23 protein-coding genes are annotated in these 21,240 nt (G+C 35.6%); 9 read left to right on the top strand and 14 right to left on the bottom strand.

Annotated features, from left to right (window positions below):
* The first annotated feature begins 13 nt into the window (after positions 1-13).
* Positions 14-619: an anthranilate synthase component II gene (locus EHQ31_RS18140; protein ID WP_135572676.1), complete on the top strand. Its 606-nt coding sequence runs from the start codon at positions 14-16 to the stop codon at positions 617-619.
* 58 nt (positions 620-677) lie between these two features.
* On the opposite strand, the gene EHQ31_RS18135 is transcribed toward EHQ31_RS18140, so the two are convergent.
* Together EHQ31_RS18135 and EHQ31_RS18130 are read right to left on the bottom strand one after the other, a co-directional pair.
* Positions 678-1,901, bottom strand: coding sequence for an LIC10025 family lipoprotein (locus EHQ31_RS18135; RefSeq protein WP_135572674.1), 1,224 nt, complete (start codon positions 1,899-1,901; stop codon positions 678-680).
* Positions 1,876-2,304, bottom strand: a complete 429-nt coding sequence (locus EHQ31_RS18130; protein WP_135572672.1) for a TlpA family protein disulfide reductase — start codon at positions 2,302-2,304, stop codon at positions 1,876-1,878. Before EHQ31_RS18130 ends, EHQ31_RS18135 begins: the two co-directional genes overlap by 26 nt.
* A gap of 28 nt (positions 2,305-2,332) precedes the next feature.
* Here EHQ31_RS18130 and EHQ31_RS18125 point away from each other — a divergent pair, with 28 nt between their 5' ends.
* Positions 2,333-3,217: an SHOCT domain-containing protein gene (locus EHQ31_RS18125; RefSeq protein ID WP_244247469.1), complete on the top strand. Its 885-nt coding sequence runs from the start codon at positions 2,333-2,335 to the stop codon at positions 3,215-3,217.
* Here the strand turns inward: EHQ31_RS18125 and cysE are convergent.
* Positions 3,214-3,930: a serine O-acetyltransferase gene (gene cysE, locus EHQ31_RS18120; protein WP_135572670.1), complete on the bottom strand. Its 717-nt coding sequence runs from the start codon at positions 3,928-3,930 to the stop codon at positions 3,214-3,216. The genes EHQ31_RS18125 and cysE overlap by 4 nt on opposite strands.
* 360 nt (positions 3,931-4,290) lie before the next feature.
* On the opposite strand from cysE, the gene EHQ31_RS18115 reads away from it, so the two are divergent.
* Genes EHQ31_RS18115 through EHQ31_RS18105 form a run of 3 tightly spaced genes read left to right on the top strand, consistent with a single transcriptional unit; the run spans position 4,291 to position 7,392 of the window.
* Positions 4,291-5,217, top strand: coding sequence for a site-2 protease family protein (locus tag EHQ31_RS18115; RefSeq protein ID WP_208652797.1), 927 nt, complete (start codon positions 4,291-4,293; stop codon positions 5,215-5,217).
* Complete coding sequence (locus EHQ31_RS18110) at positions 5,217-6,617, top strand: NHL repeat-containing protein (protein ID WP_135572668.1); 1,401 nt, start codon at positions 5,217-5,219, stop codon at positions 6,615-6,617. Before EHQ31_RS18115 ends, EHQ31_RS18110 begins: the two co-directional genes overlap by 1 nt.
* A 55-nt stretch (positions 6,618-6,672) precedes the next feature.
* Positions 6,673-7,392: a hypothetical protein gene (locus tag EHQ31_RS18105; protein WP_135572667.1), complete on the top strand. Its 720-nt coding sequence runs from the start codon at positions 6,673-6,675 to the stop codon at positions 7,390-7,392.
* Positions 7,393-7,395: 3 nt separating this feature from the next.
* On the opposite strand, the gene EHQ31_RS18100 is transcribed toward EHQ31_RS18105, so the two are convergent.
* A complete protein-coding gene (locus tag EHQ31_RS18100) occupies positions 7,396-8,589 on the bottom strand; it encodes a DegT/DnrJ/EryC1/StrS family aminotransferase (RefSeq protein WP_135572665.1) in 1,194 nt (397 codons plus the stop codon).
* Positions 8,590-8,745: 156 nt separating this feature from the next.
* On the opposite strand from EHQ31_RS18100, the gene add reads away from it, so the two are divergent.
* Positions 8,746-10,098 (top strand): adenosine deaminase, encoded by a 1,353-nt coding sequence (gene add / locus EHQ31_RS18095; RefSeq protein ID WP_135572663.1) that lies wholly within the window; start codon positions 8,746-8,748, stop codon positions 10,096-10,098.
* A gap of 40 nt (positions 10,099-10,138) precedes the next feature.
* Here add and EHQ31_RS18090 read toward each other — a convergent pair whose 3' ends face one another.
* From EHQ31_RS18090 to EHQ31_RS18065, 5 genes are all read right to left on the bottom strand, one after another.
* Positions 10,139-10,600, bottom strand: coding sequence for a hypothetical protein (locus EHQ31_RS18090; protein WP_135572660.1), 462 nt, complete (start codon positions 10,598-10,600; stop codon positions 10,139-10,141).
* A 31-nt stretch (positions 10,601-10,631) separates the two neighbouring features.
* On the bottom strand, positions 10,632-11,297 hold the full coding sequence (locus EHQ31_RS18085; protein WP_135572658.1) for a YdcF family protein: 666 nt from the start codon (positions 11,295-11,297) through the stop codon (positions 10,632-10,634).
* Positions 11,298-11,306: 9 nt separating this feature from the next.
* Positions 11,307-11,816: a VOC family protein gene (locus EHQ31_RS18080; protein WP_135572656.1), complete on the bottom strand. Its 510-nt coding sequence runs from the start codon at positions 11,814-11,816 to the stop codon at positions 11,307-11,309.
* A gap of 191 nt (positions 11,817-12,007) precedes the next feature.
* Positions 12,008-12,367, bottom strand: coding sequence for a nuclear transport factor 2 family protein (locus EHQ31_RS18075; protein WP_135572654.1), 360 nt, complete (start codon positions 12,365-12,367; stop codon positions 12,008-12,010).
* A gap of 160 nt (positions 12,368-12,527) precedes the next feature.
* On the bottom strand, positions 12,528-12,917 hold the full coding sequence (locus tag EHQ31_RS18065; RefSeq protein WP_135572652.1) for a hypothetical protein: 390 nt from the start codon (positions 12,915-12,917) through the stop codon (positions 12,528-12,530).
* A 163-nt stretch (positions 12,918-13,080) separates the two neighbouring features.
* Between EHQ31_RS18065 and ygiD the strand changes: the two genes are divergently transcribed.
* Complete coding sequence (gene ygiD, locus EHQ31_RS18060; protein ID WP_135572650.1) at positions 13,081-13,908, top strand: 4,5-DOPA-extradiol-dioxygenase; 828 nt, start codon at positions 13,081-13,083, stop codon at positions 13,906-13,908.
* Positions 13,909-13,941: 33 nt separating this feature from the next.
* Positions 13,942-14,589, top strand: coding sequence for an alpha/beta hydrolase (locus EHQ31_RS18055; RefSeq protein ID WP_135572648.1), 648 nt, complete (start codon positions 13,942-13,944; stop codon positions 14,587-14,589).
* A 1-nt stretch (position 14,590) separates the two neighbouring features.
* Here EHQ31_RS18055 and EHQ31_RS18050 read toward each other — a convergent pair whose 3' ends face one another.
* Both EHQ31_RS18050 and purB read right to left on the bottom strand, forming a co-directional pair.
* On the bottom strand, positions 14,591-15,172 hold the full coding sequence (locus EHQ31_RS18050) for a class I SAM-dependent methyltransferase (RefSeq protein WP_135572646.1): 582 nt from the start codon (positions 15,170-15,172) through the stop codon (positions 14,591-14,593).
* A gap of 76 nt (positions 15,173-15,248) precedes the next feature.
* Entirely contained in the window at positions 15,249-16,553 is a 1,305-nt protein-coding gene (gene purB, locus EHQ31_RS18045; RefSeq protein WP_135572644.1) for an adenylosuccinate lyase, read from the bottom strand.
* A 108-nt stretch (positions 16,554-16,661) separates the two neighbouring features.
* Here purB and EHQ31_RS18040 point away from each other — a divergent pair, with 108 nt between their 5' ends.
* A complete protein-coding gene (locus EHQ31_RS18040) occupies positions 16,662-17,429 on the top strand; it encodes a glucose 1-dehydrogenase (protein WP_002972927.1) in 768 nt (255 codons plus the stop codon).
* On the opposite strand, the gene EHQ31_RS18035 is transcribed toward EHQ31_RS18040, so the two are convergent.
* From EHQ31_RS18035 to EHQ31_RS18025, 3 genes are all read right to left on the bottom strand, one after another.
* Entirely contained in the window at positions 17,416-19,380 is a 1,965-nt protein-coding gene (locus tag EHQ31_RS18035) for a M23 family metallopeptidase (protein ID WP_135572642.1), read from the bottom strand. The genes EHQ31_RS18040 and EHQ31_RS18035 overlap by 14 nt on opposite strands.
* A gap of 89 nt (positions 19,381-19,469) precedes the next feature.
* Positions 19,470-20,252, bottom strand: a complete 783-nt coding sequence (locus EHQ31_RS18030) for an enoyl-CoA hydratase/isomerase family protein (RefSeq protein ID WP_135572640.1) — start codon at positions 20,250-20,252, stop codon at positions 19,470-19,472.
* Between the two features lie 30 nt (positions 20,253-20,282).
* Positions 20,283-21,227, bottom strand: a complete 945-nt coding sequence (locus EHQ31_RS18025; protein ID WP_135572638.1) for a response regulator — start codon at positions 21,225-21,227, stop codon at positions 20,283-20,285.
* Positions 21,228-21,240: the final 13 nt, after the last annotated feature.

The raw sequence follows: 21,240 nt of genomic DNA, 5'->3' as shown, positions 1-21,240 counted from the left end.
CGGAGAAACCAAAATGAAAGTTCTCATCTTAGACAATTATGATTCTTTTACATTCAATCTTTATCAAATCGTAGGCGAAATCCTCGAGGAAAGAGAGGAACTTTTTCAATTGGATGTCATTCGTAATGATGAAAAACCATTCGAATGGATTAAGTCGGCTAACTACGATAAGATTATTATTTCTCCAGGTCCCGGCCATCCAGCAGACCCTGCTTATTTTGGTGTGAGCGCGGATATTCTTAAAGAGGTGGGAAAAACAACACCGGTACTTGGAATTTGTCTTGGAATGCAAGGAATGGCGACTGTGTTTGGTGGTGAAGTAGTTCGGGCCAATGTAGCCATGCATGGAAAACTCTCACCCATTGAACATGATGGAAAGGGTGTTTTTTCTGGATTAACACAAGGAATTGAAATTATGCGTTACCATTCATTGGTCGCAAAAGAATCTTCACTTCCCGATGAATTGGAAGTAACTGCCCGAGTTTCTGCGGGGGAAGGGAAGGGTGAAATCATGGGCCTTCGTCATAAAACTTTAAAGATCGAAGGAGTCCAATTTCATCCCGAATCATTTGGTTCAGAAGAAGGTAAGGACTTACTCAGAAACTTTATTAATTCTTAGTAAGTCTATTTTTAGCTTTTTAAACAATGAAAAGTTATAATATTCATTGAAGAAGTTATTATTTTAAATCTAACAACATGGCTTCTTCCCAAGATGCATAAAAATCAAAATCGTTGCTTGCTTTTTGAGAATCATCGCCACCAAACAATGAAAAACGTTTTCGTTTAGTTTCGTTGTAAGTAGTGATTGAGTTGATTTGTCCACGATCTGTTTTTTTAAATGTCGCGTGAATTTGTGACCCCCCGCGACCTTGGGTTCCTTGGATGAGTAGGGTAAAAAACTCATTAAAGTATTCATCCATATTTCCTGGAATAAAAAAGTTAACAAACCCTTGAGGTATTATATAGAAAAAATTTCCGTTAATTTCCTTTTTTCCAATTCGTACAAAATGTCCGTCGAGTGTATCCGATTGTTTCTCAAACGTTGTTTTGAGTTTATACTCCAAGTTTTGGATTTTTACAGTAATTCCAAAGGATTTGATTTCAAAATCGCCTAAAAACCGAATTTCTTTTGATGAAAGAAAATAATCCGGAGGAGGATTCACTGGGAAATGAAATTGGATGGTTTTACCTTGATTGGTAATTTTTAATTTATGGGTCGGATTGAATCTGTCCCAAATTTCAAGGTTCAATTTGGTTTTCTCTAACCGTGAGCCCGTTCTTTGGTAGAAACCTGGAAATTTCGCTTTTGTATCTTCATTGATAGTGAATTCTAAAGTTTGCCATTCTGCATTTTCGGTAACATGGCACTGCATAGCATTACATAGGAATTGTAAGTTTTGTGATTTTGACTTTAATGTTTGATATGCGTTGTGATCATTGATAGCTAAAACAAAATCATTTAACCATTTAAAAAAGTCTCTTGGTTGATAACCATTTAGTTTGTGAATGATTTTTCTTTCGACCGTATAGATTTCCCTTTCGTCCCAAAGTTTTGGAGTGAATATAACTTTTGCTAAATAATCATATTTAGGTGGTTCTGGTTCATTCCAATGGAGATTCCAATTTTGTTGGTTGTCTATGTTTCCATAGAGTGAAAGATAAGGGTAACCTTCGGCTGTTCTTTGTAATTGGGCTTCGTTTTCTTCACTAAGACTACCTGCTAAAGCAGAAAGTAATATTTCATTTTTAGAAGTAGATTTAATGGAGCGCTGTAAGTGATCGTATCCTTTCCAGAACTGATAGTAGTTTAGATTTTTTTGAAAACAATTCGTAAAAGAAAAAAATACTAATGTAAAGAATAGAGTTTTTTGAAGGTTATATTTCTTTTTTAAGAATACCATATATTTCCTGAATCAGATTTTCATCCATTTTTTCCTGAGAGGTAGATGAAATCAATTTGCCTGATTTGTTAAAAATTCGTAAGTAAAATTCGCCTTTAGTTAGACCAACTGCAAGATGACCTTTGCGATCCAAAAGAATACTTTCGTATTGTTTTGTTTTGGACTCTTCTAAATAATCTTCCACTAATTTGTTTGTTTCTTGAAAATCTAGATAAAGTAGAAAATGAACTTTGTTACTATCTTTCCATAGCAAATTTTGCATTTTCCAATATAGTTTTCGGCCTTGTTTTCGACAAAGTTCTAAGTCACGAAGAAAACATCCCATTAAAACAACAGGTTTTCCTTTCACAGAACTTTCAGAATACGATTGCCCATATTGGTCCTTCATCTGAAATTGTGGCATGGGCTGTGCTTCCCAGTTTTCGTGAGATATGAATACCACTGCTAAAAGAAATATTACAGATCGCGACACAGATTTTAGCCTATTCATAAATCCATTAACGGCAAGTGCAAAAATTTTCTGCGTTTTGATTCTATTTTTTTTTGTATTCGGTTGTTCTAGTTTTTCAAGAAAAATCAAATTAATTGAATCTTCTGCTTCTATTGCGTTTTTCGAAGTGGAAGAAGAGGAATGGAAAAAAATATTTCCAACCGAGATATCTTTACTTAAAATTAACGCTAATAATTTTAATGAACTAACCACTGTATTAAAATCCATTCAATACAAACGTGGTGTCCTTGCGTATGAAGATTGGGATGTCTTGGTTCCGGAATCCTACCTTCCTGATATTCAAAAGTTTGCTGAAAAAATTGGAAAAAACGAAGAGCCAAAGGTATACCTTTGCATTTTGAAATTAGATGATATTCTTTCACCTAATGTTAAAATTTTAAAAACCAGTTTTTATTTCCTAAGTACTAAAAATGGTTTGGTATTATTGTTTCATGAAATGAATACGAATATAACGTTCCAAACACAATATTCTTTTGAGGATTGGGTGATTTTTCATCCTTCACTAATTCAACCAATTTACAGACCCGAACTTTGGTTGCGTGATAAGTATCAGACAAGTTTGTACAAAGACAAAAGTAGAAGTAAAAATGCAATTTATGGAAATATTATTATTTTTAATGTTCCAGAGTTAATACCAAACCCTCCTCTTTTTCGTTACCCAAAGGAAGATGAAAATAATCTGCCGTTGGAACCGTGGAAGACAGTACCTGAAAAATTAAAGGCATTAGAAGAAATGCGAAAAAACAAACTTATCACTGATGAAGAATTTGATCGTAAAAAAACGGAACTTTTAAAAGAATTTTAAATTCCATCTCCATGAATGAACTCTTGGATAAAACGATCGTTCTCTGGAGCCTCGTCAGAAGATTTTTCTAAAAGTTGTTGTTTCTCATATAATTTGTTAATGAGTTGCTGTTGGGTTTCCACTTTTTCCAACAAGACAGAAAAAACTTTAGCAATGGGATCTGGCATTTGATTATGCTCTAACATTTGTTCTACGCTATCTGATGCAACATCGCCCGCTTTGACTACTTTTCCTGGAATACCGACCACAGTACATCCTGCAGGAACATTTCGCATCACAACGGAACCAGCACCAACCCGAACATGGTCTTCTACAACAATGTTTCCGAGCACTTTGGCACCCGCACCAATCACAACGTTTTTCCCAATGGTTGGGTGACGTTTACCAGATTCCTTTCCGGTTCCTCCAAGGGTCACTCCTTGAAAAATTAAGGAACCACTGCCAACGATGGCGGTCTCACCAATGACAACCCCAGAGCCGTGATCGATAAAAACTCCTGCTGCAATTTTTGCGCCGGGATGGATGTCGATTCCTGTCAAAAACCTGCTAATGTAGTTCACAAGTCTGGGAATGATGGGTAAGCGAAGTCTATAGAGTAAATGTGCAAATTTATGAAGCCAAAGGGCATGGAGACCAGGGTAACAAAGGACAATTTCCAAATAGGATTTTGCCGCAGGGTCAAATTTTTTGATAATTTTTATATTTTCAAACATTGATTAAATGGTTTTAGAATTACTATTTAGACGAGTCAACTTTTCCAAGAGTTGGGAAAGATTTAATGGAACTAAAGTTTGGAGAGCGTACAGAAAATCCACTTGTTCAGTGGATTGAAATGACCCAAATTTAGGAAGAAGATTTTCCCATCGCAAGCTTTACCAAAACGAATCAACTTTGTCAATGTTATCGGAAATGACACAGTTTTTCCAAAAGATCAAAAACTGAGTTTGCATCTGAATCTAGTTCAGAGTCTAAAGATTGATTCAAATTTCTGATAAAGACTGGGTTTATCATTGATTCTATTACTCAGTTATTTATCCTTTCGAGTAGAAATAAATTTCTAGGTTGTTCCGAATTTGGAATCAAAAAAAACATTACACATCCTTTTATTCATTCTCACATTTTTTACCTTAACTTATTCTGATATCTTTTTAAATCCACAAGTGCCTCAAACATTAGAGAATTATAAACTAATGTTTTTAGAGAATTGGCCCTATTCCGTGTCACTTCTTTTCATTTTATTAGCGCATGAAATGGGACATTATTTACCGGCTCGGTTTTATGGTGTCAAAGCGACATGGCCTTATTTTATTCCATTACCTGTGGGTCCCATTGGAACTATGGGCGCGGTCATCCAAATTAAACAGCAGATTCCCGATAAAAAAGTATTATTCGATATTGGGATTGGTGGACCAACGGCAAGTTTAGTACTTTCGATGATTGCTTGGTTGGTTGGAATTAGCCTTTCGAAAGTAATAGAAATACCGGCAAATTTTGACAGGTCAGGTTTTTTGTTTTTTGGAGATAGTCTGTTCACTTATTTTACGAGTCAGTGGATATTAGGGCCTATCGATTTTTCTACAATGGATATTCAGGCTCACCCCTTGGCAAAAGCAGGATGGGTAGGTCTTTTAATTACGGCAGTAAATTTACTGCCCTTTGGACAATTAGACGGTGGCCATGTCATTTATTCTATGTTTGGCGAAAGTTACCGAAAATGGATTCATATCCTATTCTCTGCTTTTCTGGTATTTGCATTAATTCATTTTACCTGGTTACTTTGGGGTTTCATTATTTATTATGTGGTTAAAGTGGAACATCCTTTCATACGTGATTCCGTTGTTGGAATTGGAAAAACGCGTTTTTATTTTGGTGTTATCATGTTAGTATCATTCCTAGTAATTTTCGTACCAAAACCAATCATCTTAGGATCCGAATTGGAAGAATCTTCTTTACTCATGGATATTTTTCGTCTGATAACCAATAACATCGGGTTCAATTAATGATTCGTTTTTTAATATTTTTACTGATATTTATTTCCTCTGGAATTTTTGCTCAAGAGAGTAAAGAATACAAACTTACTGATAAAGCTTATGGTCTTGCTTGGGACGGAGTCAATTTTTGGTACATTGATACTAACAGGCGTGCGATTATAAAAATCAACGAAATCGGGGAACAAGAGATTTTTAATTTAGGTCTAGCAAACCTTCGTGGCATTAGTTTTGATACACGAGAAGGCAAACTCCTAGTAGTAGCCCCAAAACAGATTTTAAAATTGGATCCTAACTCAGGGGGGATAACAGACAAAATCCAAATCCCACTCTCTAACGTGGCTGGAATTGCAAGTGTAGGAAATTATTATTATATTTTAGATTTGGATTCCGGAAAAGTGCAAATTTATGACCAGTCTTCCTCTCTTATGATCGGTGGATTTTTTACAGACCGCACAAGACCACGTGATATCTGTTATGGGAGAGATTCCTTATGGATATCTGATTCAGCAGATAATAGTATCTATCGATATGATACCAAAACAGGGAAAATTACAGGTTCTATTAAAACAAACTTACGTTCGATACGTGGAGTTTTGTTAAGTGGTTCAAAACTCTGGGTTGTTGACCGAGAAAATAAAGAAATCAAAAATATTCCCTTCATTGAAACAGAAAGGTTCATTGCCTCTGGTGAAGAAGAATACAATTTGGAAGTATCTTTAAAATTCAAACTAGACTCTGTTTCTCTTTCCAAAGCTCAGATTGCCATCCTCCATCCACCTTCAAATGAACAACAAAGAATACGTGGTGTTAAATTTACAGATGGAACTTACCAACCCTCTTTCATTCAAAGAAATCGGGTACATCTGAAAAAGTTATCCATCGAAGATTTACCGGGAGAACAAATCATTAAGTATAAGTTTTCGTCAAAAAATCAGTTTATCAAATATTACGTAACAGATGAATACTTAGATAAAGAAGCAGCGTATCCAAATGATGTTACTTCTTTTTATGAAAAAACCAATGAAGAGTTAAAATTTTTACCAAGAGATTATTTGGACGCGATTTTCCAGGCTCGTCAAACTAGTATTAGTTTAAATGATTTTAAAGAAAAAATGAAAGAAATGGGAGTTCCTATCCAGCCATTTCGAATGATTCGTTTTGAAAAAGGAAAACCAAAATCCATTCAAGATTCAGTATCTATTTTTCTTTTAAGTTATGGTTGGATCCCCATTGCAGATTTGGGTTTGGGCAGTAATACGGACAAACGATATTTTGAAAAAAAAGAAACTGACTTAATTTTATTCCAAAGTTTGAATTCCAAACCATCCGTTTCTCCTGTATACTTTCGTAAAGATGCCAATTCTGAATGGGAAAATTTGCCTGCAGAAATCACTTATAAGATTAAGTAGGCTATCAGTTATCTGTCTATTGGCCTGTTCTGCACTGGGACAAAAAGTAGATTCCTTGTTTGTAGATAAAACATTAGAAATGGAAACAAAATTTCGAGATCTAGTTGAATCTACTTGGATACAATATCCAAAATTAGGATTATCTTGTGATAAGGAAATTTCTTATCACAAGTTTTATTGTAAAATCCAAACGATTTTAAGTTTTCGTAAACTTTCGGAATACCTTGGAATTCCAATTTTTGTATCCGGCCCGCATACAAAATATTATTTAGAATTGAACTCACCAAATGACTTTGGACATTATCATCCTGAATTTCCTATAAAACTAAGAGAGTTCCTACTTCCCGCAAAAACTAACAAATCTTTGTATACGATAACTTTACCAATTTACGAACTTTCGCTTCGAAATATTGCACGTGAGTTTTTTGTTGTTTACCAAAAACTTGATTCGAACCCCAAATTTTTTAAAAAAGAAGCAGATCGTTACTTGATGTTAGTGGAAGAAAATAGATTGGATCCTTACTACTTAGATCGATTCATTTTATTTTTGTATCCTGCTTTTACCGACAATGAAGACCCTGAAGAATCATCACGATTTGTATATAGAAAGGGAGATGAAACCATTGATGCTCAAGTAGTAAAAGAACTTGTTGGATTTTGGATTCGTAGAAAGGCAGATGGAACTGATACTGACTTTGTATTAGGATTAATTGATCTGTTAAAGTTGTACGATCCGGAGTTTTATCAAAACCGGATAATGATAACTTCTAATTAATTTTTATCCCAAGATATCTTTTACAGCATCTATCACATCTTTTTCATCAGATTTCGTCATTCCAGCAAACAAAGGTAAAGATACTGATTTGTCATACATAGAACAAGCATTTGGATATTCTTTGCGATTGTATTGAAAGGTTTTTTTATAATATGGGTGTTCGAAGATAGGAATGAAATGTAGGCTTGTTCCAATATTTCTCTCTTTTAATTCTTCTACTAATGTATCGCGTCCTACTTTCGCAATTTTTGGATCTAATTCAATTCGATAGAGATGCCAACTATGAATTCCATTTGGATCTTCTTTTGGAAGTTTAATTCCTTTAAGGGAAGAAAACTCTTGGTTGTAATGTTTTGCAATTTCTGTCCTACGTTCCCAAAATCCGTGAGATTCTTTTAACTGCACAACACCCAAGGCAGCGGCAATGTCGGTCATATTGTATTTATATCCTGCATCAACTACTTCGTAGTACCAACCCGGTCTGTTAAACGCATCACGGTTAATACCATGAAGTCGCATTTTACGAATTCGTTCAGCTGCCTCTTTATGAGAAGTGGTGACCATCCCTCCTTCTCCTGTTGTGATTCCTTTTGTTGCGTAAAAACTAAACACTGTGAAATCGCCCCAGTTTCCGATCATTTTATTTTTATGAACTGCCGGAAATGCATGAGCTGCATCTTCGATAACATACAAATTATATTCTTTTGCGATTTTGAGAAGTCCTTCCATATCGCATGTATGCCCTGCTAAATGGACTGGCATAATTGCCTTGATGTGTTTTCCGGTTTTTTTACTTTTGAGTTCTTTCCCATTCCATTTGCATTTGGATTCAATGGTTTCCTTTAACGTTTCTGGTGTCATTAGATTGTGAATGCTATCAACATCAGTTAAAATTGGCTCGGCACCGAAATAACAAATCACTTCTGTAGTCGCTGTAAAAGTAACTGAACTGGTTATTGCTGCGTCCTCAGAAGTTAGGCCAATGGCTTCTAAGGCTAAATGTAAGCCGGCAGTGGCGGAATTCACCGCAATGGCTTCTTTACTACCAACAAAGTCGCCAAACTCCATCTCAAACTGTTTGACTTTGGGGCCGGAAGTAACCCAACCAGATCGTAAAACTTGGGCAACTTCTTCAATAGCATCCTCGGAAATTGATGGAAGTGCAAACGGTAGAAAGGTTTTGCGAGATGTGAGCATATTCATTTATACGACATAATTCGGAAAAAATTTCCAGTCTTTTCCGCCCCCGAACATCCTATCGACGGGATTTTTCAAACCTAAATAGGGATTTTCACCTGGTCTTTAAAAATCTACTTGTAGATACCCACTCATTTACCCATTCTTTCCTGGAACATGGAAGTTCCTTTTTCTGAGATTCTAAATCGTATTGCAGTCATTGACCGTGACATTGCAGAGCTCAATCGCCTAAAAAGTCGGCTACCGGCTGACAGGCCGTACTCTCCAACCATCCAACTTACTTTTGATAAACAAATAAATACGCTTTTAAACGAGCGGGTTTCCTTGATGGAGCTTCCAATCCTCCATCCCCCACTTTGGCTCTTGTCCAAAGAAGGGTTGGAGCAAGCCGCAGAACCTTCGGTTCTTAAAGAAAGGAAATCCTTACTTGCTGGGGATTTGTCTGTCCCACATCCGAATGAACAGGATGTCATTAATTTCATTCGCGAAATTCCCAAAACGGAAGTGCACCTCCATTTGGAAGCTTGCGTTAATAAGGAAACCTTAAAGTTTCTTTATAAAAAGAATGGTATCGAAGTAACCGACAAAGAGTTCGAAGACAAATATAATTTTAAAGATTTAAATGGATTCATCCAAGTATTTTTCTTTGTTCAAGGTGCAGTAAAAGAAGCCTCAGACCTCGGATATTTTATTGATAGTTTAGCTGATTATTTACGTTCAAATAACATTGTTTACTGTGAGGCATTCTTTGCTCCGTCTAAGTTCATTCAAAATGGATTGGATTTTGATGAAATGGTAGAAGTGATGGTCAATCGCATTCGTCAAATCGAAGTCAAAGATGGAATCACCATTCGTTTGTTAGTTGACGTGTCTCGTTCTTTCGGTCCAGAAAATGCGATGAACAATCTCAAACGAGTATTGGGATTAAAACATAAAGAAGTCATAGGAATTGGACTTGGCGGTGCTGAACTTATGGGACCTGCTAAAGATTATTCGGAAGTTTTTAAGGTAGCACGAGAATCTGGTTTACGATGTGTCGCTCACTCTGGTGAAGATGATGGACCTTGGGCGATTTGGGATGCGGTCAATCTCTGTAAGGCAGAAAGAATTGGTCACGGCACTTCTGCGATCCAAGATCCAGAGCTTGTTCGTTACATGAAGGAAAACAAAATTCCAATAGAGATTTGTGTAACTTCCAATGTGTTTACTGGAAAATATGTTCGTAAGGAACAAAACCATCCAGTTCGCTATTATTACGACCAAGGTTTGATGTTGTGTATCAATACGGATGATCCAGATATCTTTAATGTTAATCTTACGTATGAATTTTTTAAACTCTATCGGTTTTTAGATTTTTCAATCGATGAAATTATAGATTTGGTGAGACAGGGTGTGCTTTGTACCTTCCATCCAGAAAAAGATTCTTTATGGAAGTCAATGGAAGAAAAAATAGATCAAATTAAATTAAAATACAATTTGATTTCTGAAAAACAAGTAACAGCTGTTTAATTTCGATTCTAATCAATTCTTTTAAATAAAAAGTTTGAATTTATCGAAATTCAATGGGTATATCATTTGAAGTTTTTCTGATATAGCCTTCATTTGTGAGTTTTTGGTTTTTAAATCTTTTGAAATAAAATTTATTACCAACAATTTGAGTGAATTGTTCTACTGAGGTGGTAGTATCTTCAGTTTTTTCATCAAGAATAGGATCGTGAAGCTCACATTTGTATGTTTTGTAGGTACACGAATCTACCCATTCGATACATTCTACAAAATAGAAATTTGGATATTCTCTAAAAGTATAAATTTTGTTTTTAGTATAAATAATTTTTACATCAGTAATATTAAATTTACCCGCAATTGGGTAAGTATATTCAAATACACCTAGTAGTTTTTTTTGACACTCAAGTTTGATTGTATTTTTGTTTAAATTGATTGCCTCAGTTTTAAATGGAAAAAGAAAATTTAAAGAAATAATTAAGAGAACAGAAATTTGATTTTTATTCATTTTGAAATAGTTCCTCAAGGTTATTTTTTAGTCATCGAATTAAATGTAAGTTATATTTTCGGGAAATTAGATATTTAAAAGCAGATTCAACGGATTCAGGAATAGAGGTTTCAGATTGAAAACCTAATTTCGAGTTTACAATAATTCTTTGTAAATCACCAACAGTTTCGTTTATAATCATATAAAGATTGATATATTTATGAGGGGCTTCCATTAATGAGTAGTTAGGCGCAGAAATTCTAAATTGGTTCTCTGGCCATTGTTTGTCTAAAGCCAACCTAATTCTTAAAGTCATAGAAGGTTTTTGAATCGCAATTACCGAGTTTACCTTAATATTCATTTTGTTTAACAAAGATTTAGTGAATTGAATATTTTCACCTGTGTTGGTAGATTGATTTTCGATGAATACATCTTGTATAGGTATGCCTTCATTCGTTGCAAACTTTGCAAAAGAATCAGCCTCCGAATCAGTGAATATATTTTTAGTAAAAAAGTTAAGTCCCCCCGAAAATAAAATTCGATTTGCATAACCATTTTTGTATAGATCTACTGCATACTTTGCAATTCTAATGTCATGGCTACATAGGACAAAAATTAAATCTGCTTTATTAAGATCATCTATTTGAGTGAGAAAATCCCAAATGATTAAAGCAGATTCCAAATCAGTATCAGAAATTTTTTTATTTGTGATTAACAATGATACAGATTAGCTTACTGCTTCTTTTAATGTAGCTATGTCTATTTTTTTCATTTTTAACATGGCTTGCGTGGCACGTTCTGCTTTGATTGGATCTTTGTGCGAAATGAGTTGTAAAAGAATTTTCGGAGTTACTTGCCAATACATACCAAATTGATCTTGAAGCCAGCCGCACATACTTTCTTTACCGCCATTGGATAAAAGTGCGTTCCAATAATAATCTACTTCTTTTTGAGTTTCTACACTGATCATAAACGAAACTCCCCAGGTGAACTTAAAATCTGGTCCACCATTGTATGCCTTAAACTTTTGTCCGTTTAAAATGAACTCTCCTTGCATGGGGTTCGCAGTAATAATTTTGGATTTTTTAAAAACAGATGCATAAAACTTTGCAACCTCTTCGATGTTTGCGTTAAACATAAGAAAAGGGGAAATGCTGTGAGTAGGATTGGCTCGATAATCTAATTTTTTATTTATTATCTTTGTTTTGCTGCTTTTCTTCTTCTTTGGCGCTGCCATAGATATTTCCTCAAATCACTTTGTTAAATTATTCATTTTTCTTGAAATCTATCAGGTTAAACGAAATAATCTAAATGGTAATAACAATCTTACAATAATAAATTATTGAAAGAAAAGGAAAATCGAGATTCGATTCTCTTGGGAATAGAAACCTCGGGTCAACAATGGTTCATGCTTTAATAAACTCTAACTTAGAATTTTGGTTCTCCCAATAAAAACCAAGCCTTGATTATTCTTACATTTTCGATTTCATAAATGGCTAATACTTCAATTGTTCCTTTTCCTTCAGGAAAATTTCTAGTAACCATTTCATGGTCTACAATTTTCCCGTTGAAGGAAGTTCTAGAAATTAATTTTGCAAAAAGGTCTGGCTCCTGAAATCGAATTATATGCCTATCTTTAATTTGATCAATTCCATCTGCTAACAAAGTATCCGGATGGAGGAATATTTTTGCATTTTTATCCCAACATTCTAGAAACAAATGTATGTCTTTATTGTTATAGGCATTTAATTGGGTTTCGATTAAGTTTAAATTTGTTTCTTCATTCATAAAAATTATCAATTAACAATGATAACATAAGGTAGAGCAATGGTTTCTCTAAAGATAGAATAGAAATCTCTGATTTCAAAATAGCGAGCATAGGAAGATTTGACATTTTGGAATCCAGTTTTTCAAAAGATAATTTTGTTTAAGATGATTTTTGAAATTATCATTTCGATTGAGTTTTTTTCTCTAATATGGCGCCCAATGTTATTGCAAAAAACAGTATTGAAAGATAACGAAATCCGATTTGAATAAAGTAAACATCTATTGGCATTTTAGACATTGGCAGTAATATTAGTATGTCTAAAATCCAGTTAAGCAAAATCCAAGAAATCCCAATGATGATTCCTTCTTTTATATAATTAGAATCAACTAACAAAAAATATCGAAACAATAAAAAACAACCACTTAGAGATCCAACAACAATCATAATTGTTTTGAAAAGAAATAAGTCTATTTGCAGCGAACCTTCTTTTGAAAAAAAGAAAATTGAGATAAAAAACGGCACAAACCAACTCATAAAACCAAATCCTAAATTCCATTTTATTGCTTTCATAACTATAAAACCTCTTTATCTTAATCAGATCTGCTTTGCAACGATTCGTCTGCTATAAAAAGGACAAATTTCAGTTTTCGAAGATAAGAATAGATTGACAATAAATGATTTAATATTAAACTATCCAAAGAGAGGGTCGGAATGACAAAATTCCGAATACAAAATGAGCTCAGCAGAAATTAAAGAGAATTCAAATTTTTTGAAAAATTCCACCATACTTCCTTCTCTTTTTTTAGGACATGGCAGCCCGATGAATGCCATTGAAGAAAATGAATTTGTGGAAGGTTTACGTAATTTGGGTAAAACTATTCCGAAACCTAAGGCCATTCTTTGTATTTCTGCGCATTGGGTAACCGATGGGACATTTGTAACTGCAATGGAAAATCCTTCCACCATACATGACTTTGGTGGCTTTCCAAAAGCATTATTTGATGTACAATACCCTGCTCCTGGTAGCCCTGAACTTGCAAAAATAGTTCAGTCGTTGGTAAAAACTCAAAATGTAAAATTAGATTATGAATGGGGATTGGATCACGGAGCTTGGAGTGTGATTAAACATATTTATCCAAATGCAGATATTCCTATAGTTCAGTTAAGTATGGATTATAAAACATCGCTTGAAGATCATTTTCAGCTAGCTAAAGAATTATCTTCGCTTCGAAACCAAGGTATACTTATTCTTGCCAGTGGGAATATTGTACATAACTTGCGTATGGTGGCCTGGGACAGATTAAACGATGTATATGGATTTGACTGGGCTCTTGAAGTGAATCAAAAAGTTAAAGATTGGATTTTGTCGGGAGATTATGATTCATTAATTCAAATACGAAATCATGGAAAAGAATTTGAATGGGCCATCCCAACAGCGGAACACTATTTGCCATTGTTATACACATTAGGAACAAAATTTGATTCTGACACCGTATCATTTTTTAATGATAAACCAGTGGCAGGAGCATTGACAATGACTTCTGTAAGATTAGATTCTTAATAGAAACGGACGAGGACTAAGGTATAAATAAACATGGAAAAACCATTAGAATTCTTAATTCGAAAACCTAAAGTTTCGATCGAAAAACCCCCTCTCCTCTTATTGTTACATGGAGTTGGTAGTAATGAAGAAGATTTGTTTTCCTTATCAAATTATCTACCAGATTCTTTTCTCGTTGTTTCTCTCCGTGGCCCTTTAATTTTAGGCCCTAATAGTTACGGTTGGTATGAAGTATTATTCACAGCCGGCCAACCTAAGATTAACTTAGAACAAGAAAGACAAAGTAGAAAGTTATTATTAGAGTTTTTGGTTTATCTAAAATCAAATTACCAATTTGATGAATCCAATGTTTGGATTGGTGGTTTTAGCCAAGGAGCCATCATGTCTTATTCTTTGGGCTTACTTTATCCAGATAAATTCAAAGGAATCATCGCGTTAAGTGGAAGGTTGTTGGAAGAGAATAAGGAAATAATTAATGTTACAGAAGAATTATTAACAAAGAAGATTTTTATTTCTCACGGTACCAATGATCGAGTTCTTTCGATTGAATATGCACGTTCAGTAAGGCAATATTTGGAATCAATTGGAATTCGGCCTCATTATCATGAATATGAAGAAGGTCATAGCATCAACCGGGAGATGCTAAAAGATTTGATTGAGTGGTTGGAAAAAAATCTTTGATTTAAATTTTGATAAAGTTGGCAGTGTATGTCCTGCCTTTTCCGAATACTCGGTTTAGACGCAATCCAGTTGGTAACAGAATCTTTTCAACGTTTGCGAGGGATAGGGAGTCCGGGTCACCAGCTTGTTCAGATATTGAAACAATTGCATTTGTTTTTAACACTCTAAACATTTCCTTTGCATAACTGTTAGGATCTGAAATTTCTCCAAGAACCGTAACAAGATAAATCTTATCAAAATGATTATCAGGAAAAGGAAGAGAATCCTTTTCAGTAAGTGATAATTCTACATTTTTTATCCCTTTTCGGTTCATCCGGCTTCGTGCTTTTTCAAGCATTTCTGGCTGAATGTCTGCAAGATAAAGTTTTCCTTTTGGAATTCTTTTGGCAATGAAGGGGCTAAAATATCCAGGTCCACATCCGAGTTCCAAAACGATAGAATCATCTTTAAGATCCAATCGATTTGCTAGTTTCGCTGGTGATAAGTATAGGTTTCGGAATGGAAGAAGTAACATCCATGCCATTTGCGAAGGATACAATCCCTTACCGACTAATCTTTGAATCACATTTTGTTTTTCGGCCATGAGATTATACCCTTTTCTAATTTGATTTAGGAATCCACTTTCTATAGAATTTCCATTTAAAATGACACGATTGGAATCAATCGATAATTCCCAATCGTTTAAAGATGAGCGGAATTCTTTCCAAATATGGTTTGATTTGGAAAATTTCATCCAGGTCACTTTCTTTGAGGATGGCAGAACATCTTGGATCTTGTTTTAAGAGGTCGCGAAGATTTTTGGATTGGTCTGCCCATACTGCCATTGCATTTTCTTGAACGATGAGGTAAGCATCTTCTCTTGAGATTCCACCTTTTTCAATCAACCACAACAATACTTTTTGTGAGAAGATAAGTCCACGAGTTACGTTTAATGTACGTTCGGTGGCATCTGGATATACATGAAGGCCTTTTAAAACAAAGTTCATTTTTTCCAAAATATAATCGAGTGCGATGGTGGAGTCAGGAAGGACAATTCGTTCGGCAGATGAGTGAGAAATGTCCCTTTCATGCCAAAGTCCTACGTTTTGTAAACCTACGTTTACGTTCGAACGAATGACTCGGGAGATCCCAGAAATTCTTTCGCAAACCACAGGATTTCGTTTGTGAGGCATCGCCGAAGATCCTTTTTGGCCTTTGGCAAATGGTTCTTCTACTTCACGTCCTTCTGTTTTTTGTAAAAGACGGATTTCTGTTGCCATACGATCCAAACTCGCTGCAACCACACCAAGTACGGACATATAAAAAGCATGACGGTCACGTGAGATGACTTGAGTAGCAATCGGATCAACGGTTAATCCAAGTTTGGTTAAAACGTATTCTTCAATTTCTAAATCAATATTGGAATAAGTTCCGACAGCCCCAGACAATTTACCTACGGCAATTTGAGCCCTAGCATCTTTCATCCGATCTAGGTTACGAGTCATCTCAGCATAAAAGAGAGCAAACTTCAGTCCAAGTGTCATTGGTTCTGCATGGATTCCATGAGAACGTCCGATACAAGGAAGGTCTTTGTACTCTTTTGCTTTTTCTTTTGTTGTTTCTAAAAGCGTTTCGGTGCGTTGGATGAGAAGGTCCATCGCTTGTACCATTTGCACACAAAGTGCAGTGTCACCAACGTCACTGGATGTCAGTCCAAAGTGAACATGACGGCCTGCTGGTCCTATATAAGAGTTTAAGTTAGTCAAATAGGCGATTACATCATGGTGAACTTTAGATTCTATTTCTAGAATTTCATCCACGTTGAATTTAGCCTTTTGTTTGATGGTTTCTAGGTCCTCTTTGGGAACTTCTCCGCGGTTGGCGCGGGCTTCGCAGGCATAAATTTCAATATCTGTCCAAATTTTAAATTTGTTCTCTAATTCCCAGATGGCAGAAATCTCTGGATGGCTGTAACGATCGATCATAAGGGCAGTCTTTCATTAGAAACTTCTCTTTCAACTGGGAATTTTACGATTGCCGAACGATGTTCGAAATTCAAGTTTAGAATCTAGTAATAAATCCTAGGGGGGCATATGTCCAAAGAATTCGAAGGAAAAGTAGCACTGGTAACGGGAGCTGCCTCTCCCATTGGTTTGGGAAGAGCAATCGCAAACCGAATCGCATCGCATGGTGCAAGTTTGGTGCTTGTTGATTTGAATCAGGAAAAAATTGAAGAAGCTGCAAGAGAAGTAGAAGCAAAATTTGGTGTGAAAGCAATTGGAGTTGCTTGTAACGTAACAAAGCCAGAAGACTGTGACGCTGCTATCAGCAAAACGAAAGAAGCTTTTGGAAAATTAGATTTTCTTGTGAACAACGCGGGAGTTTTGAAAGACAATCTTCTCATTCGTATGTCTGAACAAGAATATGACTTTGTAATGGATGTAAACTGTAAGGGAGTTTTCCTTATGACTAAATCCGCAAGTAAACTCATTCTAAAATCTGACTCTGGTCGAATCGTAAACATTTCTTCAGTTTCTGGATTAACAGGCCAACCTGGCCAAGCAAACTACTCCACTTCCAAAGCGGGTGTGATTGCGTTAACTAAAGTTTCTGCTCGTGAATTTTCTGGAAGAAACGTTCTAGTAAATGCAGTTTGCCCTGGATACGTGCAAACAGAAATGACAGGAACTCTTTCTAAAGAAGTACAAGACAAGTTGACAGATCCTTCTGTAATCCCACTCAAACGTCCGGGAAAACAAGAAGAGATTGCATCTGCTGTGAAATTTTTCTTAAGCAATGATGCATCTTATATCACTGGAACTTACCTCCGTGTAGACGGTGGTGCGGCTATCGGGATGTAGATTTTTTATCCTTTGCCTTAGGTGCGATTGAAATTGGTTTTACCGCCTTTTGCACCTTAGGCGAAGAAGATTTGTTTTTTGTTTCTTTTGTATTCTTTTTATCTTTTATCGTATCTGTGTTTTGATTGTCCGAAGGTTGTTTTTTCTTTTCTTCCGGGACTGGTGGTGTTTGGATTTCATAATCATACCTAACGGTAGAACTCCAATTTCCTGCAAAGTCTCTGACACTCGCAAGCACCGTATGTTTTCCTGGTTCATATAAAATCTCTGGTTCAAAGATTTCTAACCGCCCATCTTTAGGGAAAAATTCAGCTTTGCCGGGAATTCCATCCACAGTGATATCAAAGCCGTCTGGCATAATTCCTGATCCAACATCCACAGCTTTTAGATACAAAGCGAAGTCTTCCCTTGGATAAACAGTTTTATTCATTAACTCGTGTAAGTAAATATTGGGTGGAGTTTGGTCCGAAAGGACCACAAACATTCCCGTTTTGCGTAACCTTACTTTAAAAAACTGACCCCAAGAACTAAAAGAAGATCCATTGATTTTTTTAACATTTCCATCAGCCAACACTTCATATAAGTCCGCTGAATTAATATCTTTGGATTTAGGAACTTTGACATAAAGGTCATAACCTAAATTAAAGTCCTTAAAATCAGGTCCGATTTTATAAACACTAGAAAGTTGATTCAAACCTTGTGTTTTAATTTGAATTTGTTCTTGGGCCTCGATATCAAAAAAAGCTTTAGAATAAACAGCATTCACAGGAAAAAACAATTCCACTTTTGTATCTTTGGATTTAAAGGTTGTATATCGATCATAGTATACATTGTATTTCCATTCCTTAGTGACAATATGACTATAATCACCTTGGTCTTTTAAAATATAAAACGATGCAAAGGACATCTGGCCACCCATACCTGTTGCACGGATTGTAATCTCTTTTGGTTCACCAATTCGCATCTGTTCGCTATCAAGAAGTCCCTGTTCTCTTCCATTACTTCTCATACCTAAAAGATCATTTCCATCGCGCGTGTGCAAATAATAGGAAAATGGGTTTCCATTGGGTTTACTAACTGAACTGTCATATAACAAAACATTTTTTCTAGTATGTTCTTTTAGGATTTTTGATAGTTGGAAACCTTGTAAGACATTTTCGCCAATTAACATGTCTAAGGTGAATATTCCGAGACGATTACTATTTGATTTTTGATGAATTGCAATTTGAATTCCCACTTTACCTTGGATAAAAAGAGTGGGTGACTCAGATAATTCAAACCGGTTTCCGCCGGTTTCATAAAAAGGAATTTCAACCGTTTCATTTCGTCCATTGATAAAAGTACGTGGCGTTTGCGGAGTGATTCGTAGCGCATTGAATACAATTTGTTCCGCAACATTGTATCCTAAACCATAATGCACGGGATTATAATATACGTTGTCTTTAAATAGTTCAAAGTGAAGGTGAGGTGGCCCGACTCCCGTGTCGCCTGAAAATGCAATAGTCTCCCCCGCTTCAACTTCAACTGCTTCAGGAAGAGCAATATCAAAATCAGTTCTGTCTTTGTATCGTTTTGCCTGTTTTGATTTTAAAATTTGTTTGATAATTTTTTGAGAAAATTTGTGTAAATGACCGTAACGAGAAGTCATTCCATCATCATGTTGGAGAAATAACGCATAACCAATGCTAGTCCATCTTCTTTGTACGCGCGTGACTTTTCCTTTTGCTACAGCAACGATAGGAATACCAATCCTGCCTCCAGTAGAAAAATCTTGGCCCATATGAAAATGACCTGTTCTAAATTCACCGAAAGTGCCAGTGATGGAGTCATATCCTTTGACGGGCCAGACGTAGGGATTTTTTAAAACAAAACCTGGTGGAAAATCAGAGACAGATATTGCAGATAGCGGAAAGAAAAATAGGATAAGTACAAATACGAAAGAACGCAACATCAGATTTCAATTTAATTTTCGGCTCTTATGGTGAAAAGACTTATAAGAATCGAGGGGTGATTCTCATTTTCCCCTCGTTCTGATAAAATTTATTTAAAAACAGGTCTACGTTTTTCTTTGAGAGCAGTCATTGCTTCGAGTAAATTATCAACAACACCTGGTTGTTCAAAGGATTTGATAGTGTCCTTTTTATACTGCTCAAGGTGCGCAATGAGAGCACCATTCAATGTATTTTTTGTGGCCCGATAGGCCGCGGAAGGAACTTTTGAAAGTGTTTCTAATTTCTTTAAAGCGAGTTTACGAACCTCTTCGGGAGTTGGTGCCACTTCATCGATAAGACCAATTTTTTTGGCTTCTGCTCCTTTGTAAGTGGTTCCTTCTAAACATACCTCTGACCAATATCTTGGATCTACACACATACGAATGCGATCGATAAAACTTCCAGGAAGCGGAAGACCAACATTAACTTCTGTAAATCCAATTCTTCCTTTTCCATCCAACATATACTTAAAATCAGAAGCCACAGTGATCACGGCACCTCCACCCATTGCATGACCAGTCACTTCCGTTATAAGTGGTTTATCGAATTTTACAAGTTCACCAAAAAGAATGACAATTCCACCAACCTCATCAAGGAGTTTGTCTCTACTGGTGGAAAGTAAGTTATCCGCATCGAGGCCATTACAAAAAAATTTAGGATTATCTGTAGTTAAGATCACACCTCGTTTGGAAGGATCGGCTTTGATTTCATTTAAAATCTCACCAAGTTCTTTCATGTTTTGACCAGTGAGAGAATTTTGGTCGTTCATTTGAAAGCGAATGATTTCGCCTTTGCCGTTGGGAATATCGATGACTTCGCGTTTGTAATTCATTGGTTACTTCTTTTGTGTTATTTTTATTAATTAAGTTTGAGGGGAAGAATCCGTAGTATCAGAGTTAGGTGGATTATCAGTAATTTCTGTAGAAAGGTTTTGATTTTCAGCTTCATCTTGAGGATCTGTCGGAATTTCAATTTTGACTTGGCTTAACAAAGTAGGACTTTGTGCGGGTTCTTTACCAGTTTCCTTAATAAACTTTTCTTTTTTTTCTTTTTTACGTATCTCTTCTTTTTTTTGATCTTCCATTTTTACGTATTCATCGAATTCGTTGGGAGCCATAAATACTAACATTTTTTCATCATCAGCAGCATGTTCAATAAAAGCTCCCATGTGACGGCCTGCGATAAACACTACTTTTTCATGATTTAAAAAAAGTTTCATCACACGTTCGAATACTTCTACTTCCTCTTTGCCTAATTCAGGAACAACACGAACATCAAAACAAATACGTTCCGCTTGGATTGATTTTAAAAAATTAGGTGTGAATATTTTTTTGAATTCTGGAAATACGTATCTTTTGAGATTGGCACGACACTGAAATAAAACACGTCCGTGTCCTCTATCAACAACGACAAATGACATATTGTCTCTTGTTTTAGAAGACTCGCTAAACTTATACTCTTCAATATGTGAGTGAATACGATCTAAAAGAGGTTGTTTGATTAATGGTTTAACCATATAATCTGTAAATCCAAGAGCTTTGTGATTTGCTATGAAGTTAGAATCTTCCTTAGGAATCATAGCCAAAATAGGAATGTTATGTGTGATTACATCGCGGCGAAGTTCCAATACAAACTCTAACTCTTTTTTATCCTTAAAAGACAAACCCATTAATATGATATCTGGATTAGAGGATTTTACATATTCTTGTACTGTTTGAGAAAATTTTGTGATCACAACTCTTTGGCGTAAACCAAGGAAGATGTTTTCCAAATCCTGAGAGGAATTGGGATCGTTTTCAATCGCCATAATGAAATGCATA

Source organism: Leptospira montravelensis, assembly GCF_004770045.1.
GTDB classification, from domain to species: domain Bacteria; phylum Spirochaetota; class Leptospiria; order Leptospirales; family Leptospiraceae; genus Leptospira_A; species Leptospira_A montravelensis.
The sequence above is the reverse complement of the archived record's forward strand: the minus strand, read 5'-3'. Positions and strand labels throughout refer to the sequence as shown.